This window comes from Caulobacter sp. 17J65-9, from assembly GCF_010975005.1.
In the GTDB taxonomy this organism is placed as follows: Bacteria; Pseudomonadota; Alphaproteobacteria; order Caulobacterales; family Caulobacteraceae; genus 17J80-11.
Genome location: NZ_JAAIVC010000222.1, coordinates 1 through 4,918 on the forward strand (window position 1 = coordinate 1; position 4,918 = coordinate 4,918).

Here is a 4,918-nt window from a genome sequence, read left to right on the forward strand (position 1 = left end):
CGCCCACCCGGCGCGAGCCGACCCCGGTCCGCACCGATCCCGCGCCGGTCGCCGCCCAGCCGGCCGAGACGCGACCGGTCCCGCCGACCGGCAAGGGCGCCAAACCCTCGACCCCGCGCGCCGAGCCCCCCGTTTCGTCCGCCCCGACGCCGGTTCCGCCGTCCGGCCCGGCCGCCCCGATCATCGCCAGCGGCCCGCCGATCGATCCCGGCGCGGTGATCGCCTCCGCTCGCGGCCGCTTCGCCTGGCCGCTGAAGGGCGAGATCCTGTCGCGCTACGGCTCGATGGGGCAGGGGCTGCGCAACGACGGCATCAACATCGGCGCTTCGTCCGGCTCGCCGGTGAAGGCCGCCGACGCCGGCGAGGTGGTCTATGCCGGCGACTCCGTGCCGGGCTTCGGCAATCTGGTGCTGATCAAGCACGCCGACGGCTGGGTCACGGCCTACGGTCACCTGGCCAAGATCGACGTGAAAATGCGCCAGCAGGTCGCCCGCGGCGCGGTCATCGGCCAGGTCGGCCAGACCGGCGGGGTGGACCGGCCGCAACTGCACTTCGAGATGCGCTACGCCACCAGCCCCGCTGAAAAGGCGCGCCCGATGGACCCGCTGCCGCTGCTGCAATAGTCGCGGCGGTGTCGGCGCTCGTTGCAAACGCGGCCTTCGCATCATAGCTTCCGCGCTTGCTTTCGCCGGGACGTCTGCGCCCGGCGCCTTCTCATGGAGTGCCCATGGCTCCCGCTGATGCCGGCCCGATGGCTTTCGTCGTCCAATTCGCGCCGCTGCTGCTGATCTTCGTTCTGTTCTACTTCCTGCTGATCCGCCCACAGCAGAAGAAGGCGAAGGAGCACCAGGCGCTGGTCGAAGCGGTGAAGCGCGGCGACACCGTGGTGCTGTCCAACGGCATGATCGGCAAGGTGACCCGCGTCGAAGACGCCGAGGCCATGGTCGAGATCGCCCAGGGCGTGAACGTCCGCGTGGTGAAGTCGATGATCGCCGACGTCCGCAACCGGACCGAGCCGGCGCCGGCCAACGACGCCAAGGCGTCGTCGCGCTAAGGCGCGGCTTCGGGGGATTTCACGCCAATGATTCAGGTTTCCCGGTGGAAGGTGACGGTCGTCGCGCTGGCGACCGTCTTCGGCATCCTATTCGCCCTTCCCAACGTCCTGCCGGCCGACGTGCGCGCGCGCATGCCGGGCTGGCTGCCGTCCAAGACCCTCAACCTCGGCCTCGACCTTCAGGGCGGGTCTTACCTGCTGCTCTCGGTCGACACCGAGGCGCTCAAGCGCGAGCGGGTGACCAACCTGATGGAAGACGTGCGCCAGGTGCTGGGCACGGACCAGATCGGGTCCAGCGGCCTGCAGAAGCTGCCGGACGGCGTGCGTGTGCGGATCAACGACCCCGCCCAGCTGAAGCAGGCCAAGAAGGCTCTCGGCTCCCTGGCGGTGATCAACCCCCGCACGGGCAAGCCGGAGCTGGCGGTCGCCGACGCCGGCGACCAGAACCTGACCCTGCGCTTCACCCCGGATGCGCTGTCCACCATCGGCGCTTCGGCGGTCGACCAGTCGATCGAGATCGTGCGCAAGCGCGTCGACGCCATGGGCACGCGCGAGCCGACCATCCTGCGTCAGGGCGCCGAGCGCATCGTCGTTCAGGCCCCGGGTGAAAGCGATCCCGAGGCGCTCAAGCGCGTCATCGGCCAGACCGCAAAGCTGACCTTCCAGATGCTCGACGAGACCGTGCCGGTGGCGGAAGCCCAGGCCGGCCACGTCCCCCCGGGCAGCGAGCTGCTGCCGCAGCCGAGCCGCCCGGACGAGCCCTACGTGCTGGTCAAGCGCCGCGTTCTGGTCTCGGGCGAGAACCTGACCCAGGCCAACGTCGGCCAGGATCAGAGCCACCGTCCGTCGATCGACTTCCGCTTCGACGGCCTCGGCGGCAAGAAGTTCGGCCAGGTCACCGCCGACAACATCGGCCGCCGCTTCGCCATCGTGCTGGACGGCAAGGTCATCTCCGCCCCGACCATCCAGTCGGCGATCACCGGCGGGTCCGGCCAGATCACCGGCAACTTCACCATCCAGGAAGCCTCCGAGCTGGTGAACCTGCTGCGCGGCGGCGCCCTGCCGGCCCCGCTGAAGGTCGAGGAACAGCGCACCATCGGCGCCGAGCTCGGCAAGGACGCCGTCGACAAGGGCAAGGTCTCGGCCGTGCTCGGCTTCGCCCTGATCGTGGTGTTCATGATCCTGGCTTACGGCTTCCTGTTCGGCGGCATCGCCATCATCGCCCTGCTGCTCAACATCATCCTGCTGTTCGCCGCCATGACGGTGGGCCAGGCGACCCTGACCCTGCCCGGCATCGCCGGCATGATCCTCACGCTGGCCGTCGCCGTCGACGCCAACGTGCTGATCTACGAGCGTATCCGTGACGAAGAGCGGTCCGGTCACAGCCCGCGGGCGGCCATCGACATCGGCTTCCAGCGCGCGCTGGTGTCGATCATCGACGCCAACGTGACCTCGCTCATCTCCGCCCTGATCATGTTCCAGTTCGGGGCCGGCCCGGTGCAAGGCTTCGCCTGGACCCTGCTGATCGGGGTGTTCACCTCCGTGTTCAGCGCCGTGCTGGTCAGCCAGCTGCTGCTCGGTCTCTGGCTGAACGCCAAGCGACCGAAGACGCTTCCGATCTGAGGACCCGACCATGCGTTGGCCACTTATTCGCAACCTGCCGCACGTCACGAACTTCAAGTTCACGCGGCTCGCGCCCTACGCCGCCGTGGTCTCCGGACTGCTGGTGCTCGCGTCGTTCGTCTGCCTGTTCACCATGGGCCTGAACCTGGGCACCGACTTCAAAGGGGGCACCCTGATCGAAGTCACCACGCCCGGGCCGGCGCCGCTCGCCGAGCTGCGCACCACGCTGGGCCACATCGGGGCTGAAGACGCCCAGGTGCAGGAATTCGGGACGACCAACTCCGCCCTGCTGCGCTTCCGCACGCCCGAAACCGGCGGCGAAGAGGCGGCGGTTCAGATCCAGCAGAAGCTGGTCGCCGAGTTCCCCGGCCTTCAGGTCAAGCGGGTCGAGGTCGTCGGTCCGAAGGTGTCGGGCGAGCTGTTCCGCTCGGGCTTCATGGCGCTGGGCGTCGCCCTGCTGCTGATGCTCGTCTACATCTGGTTCCGCTTCCAGCTGCAGTTCGGCCTGGGCGCGGTGCTGGCGGTGCTGCACGACGTCGTGCTGACGGTCGGCCTGCTGGCGGTGCTCCAGATCGAGTTCTCGATGACCTCGATCGCGGCCCTGCTGACGGTGATCGGCTACTCGATGAACGAAAAGGTCATCACCTTCGACCGACTCCGCGAGAACCTGCGGAAGTTCAAGAAGACGCCGCTGCGCGAGATCATCGACCTGTCGGAAAACGAGCGACTGTCGCGGACCCTGATCACCGGCTCGACCGCCTTGCTGGCCCTGGCCGGCATGCTGTTCCTCGGCGGCCCGGCCCTGTTCCCGCTGGTCTTCACGATGATCTTCGGGATCATCATCGGCACCTACTCGTCGATCTACGTCGCCCTGCCGGTCATCCTGGTTTGGGGCGTCAAGCGCGGTGACGAGGACGCCAAGCCGATCGATCTGTCGGTCGGCACCAGAAGCCAGTCGAAAAGGCCCTAATTTCCGTCGGGTAGAGCCCCGCGACAAAACGCCCTATACGGAATCCAGGGGGATCGATTCCCTGGATTCCGATAGGGTTGACGATGGGCGCTCTGCTCCAGAACTTCCGCAACACCATGGTGGTCAGCGTTTTCTTGGCGCTGATCATGATCTTCGGCTTCGGGATGCACGGTCCCGACCAGTTCGGACCGATCTTCTGGCAGGCCGTGACGCGCTGGGTGCACGTCTTCTTCGGCATCCTCTGGATCGGCCTTCTCTACTATTTCAACTTCGTCCAGATCCGGAAAATGCCGGACATCCCCGCCGAGCTGAAGCCGGCGGTGTCGAAGTACATCGCCCCTGAAGCGCTGTTCTGGTTCCGCTGGGCGGCCCTGTTCACCGTCCTGGCCGGCCTGGTGCTGGCCTTCCAGCGCGGCTACATCGTCGAGGTCCTGTCGCTGGGCATGGCCGGCCCGCAGGCCGGCGCGGCTCAGTACACCCTCCTGGGCGCCGGCATCTGGCTGGCGATCGTGATGTTCATGAACGTCTGGGTGTTCATCTGGCCGAACCAGAAGATCGCGCTCGGCCTGGTCGAGGCCGACGCCGACAAGAAGGCCAAGGCGGCCCGCACCGCCATGCTGTTCTCGCGCACCAACCTCTTGCTGTCGCTGCCGATGCTGACCTCGATGGCGATGTACCAGACCCTGTTCTCGTAAGAGACGGAACGGTTTAGAGCGAAGGCCCGCCGGCTCCCGGCGGGCCTTTTTCGTTTGTGCGATGACCGAAGCTCACGAAGACCTCGACGCCCGCATCGAGCGGGTCGATCCGGATCGCTGGCTGGCGACCCGCTTCATCGACGACCCCGACAAGCGGGCCGACGTGCTCGCCCTCTATGCGCTGAACGACGAGCTGGCCCGCATTCCGTCTGCGGTCACCCAGCCCATGCTGGGCGAGATCCGCTTCGCCTGGTGGCGCGAGGCGATCGAGGACGTGTTCGAGGGCCGCATGCCGCGCGCCCATCCGGTGACCCTGGCCCTGTCGACCGCCATCAAGCGCCGGGGCCTGCCGCGGCCGCTGCTGGAGGCCCTGGTCGACGCCCGCGAGCGCGACCTCGATCCCGCGCCCTTCGCCGACGCGGCCGAGGCCCTGGACTATGTCGACCGGACCGCCGGCGCCCTGGCGGCCCTGGCGGCCAAGGTGCTGGACACGAGCGCTGATCCGCATGCGGTGCGCTCCGCCGCCCGCGCCTGGGGCCTGGCCGGCCTGCACCGGCTGGCCGCCTCGGGCGGCCC

Annotated in this window: 6 protein-coding genes; all 6 read left to right on the forward strand. The window is 68.1% G+C overall.

What is annotated here, in order from left to right; genetic code table 11:
• On the forward strand, positions 1 to 623 hold a 623-nt coding region (locus G3573_RS19990; protein WP_163263433.1), incomplete at its 5' end, for a M23 family metallopeptidase.
• A 104-nt stretch (positions 624 to 727) separates the two neighbouring features.
• Positions 728 to 1,054: a preprotein translocase subunit YajC gene (yajC, locus tag G3573_RS19995; RefSeq protein ID WP_240454816.1), complete on the forward strand. Its 327-nt coding sequence runs from the start codon at positions 728 to 730 to the stop codon at positions 1,052 to 1,054.
• A gap of 27 nt (positions 1,055 to 1,081) precedes the next feature.
• Positions 1,082 to 2,677 (forward strand): protein translocase subunit SecD, encoded by a 1,596-nt coding sequence (gene secD / locus G3573_RS20000; RefSeq protein ID WP_163263434.1) that lies wholly within the window; start codon positions 1,082 to 1,084, stop codon positions 2,675 to 2,677.
• Between the two features lie 10 nt (positions 2,678 to 2,687).
• Positions 2,688 to 3,647: a protein translocase subunit SecF gene (gene secF / locus G3573_RS20005; protein WP_163263435.1), complete on the forward strand. Its 960-nt coding sequence runs from the start codon at positions 2,688 to 2,690 to the stop codon at positions 3,645 to 3,647.
• Between the two features lie 83 nt (positions 3,648 to 3,730).
• Entirely contained in the window at positions 3,731 to 4,342 is a 612-nt protein-coding gene (locus G3573_RS20010) for a urate hydroxylase PuuD (protein WP_163263436.1), read from the forward strand.
• Between the two features lie 61 nt (positions 4,343 to 4,403).
• Positions 4,404 to 4,918, forward strand: a 515-nt coding sequence (locus G3573_RS20015) for a squalene/phytoene synthase family protein (protein WP_163263437.1), incomplete at its 3' end; no start/stop codon positions are given.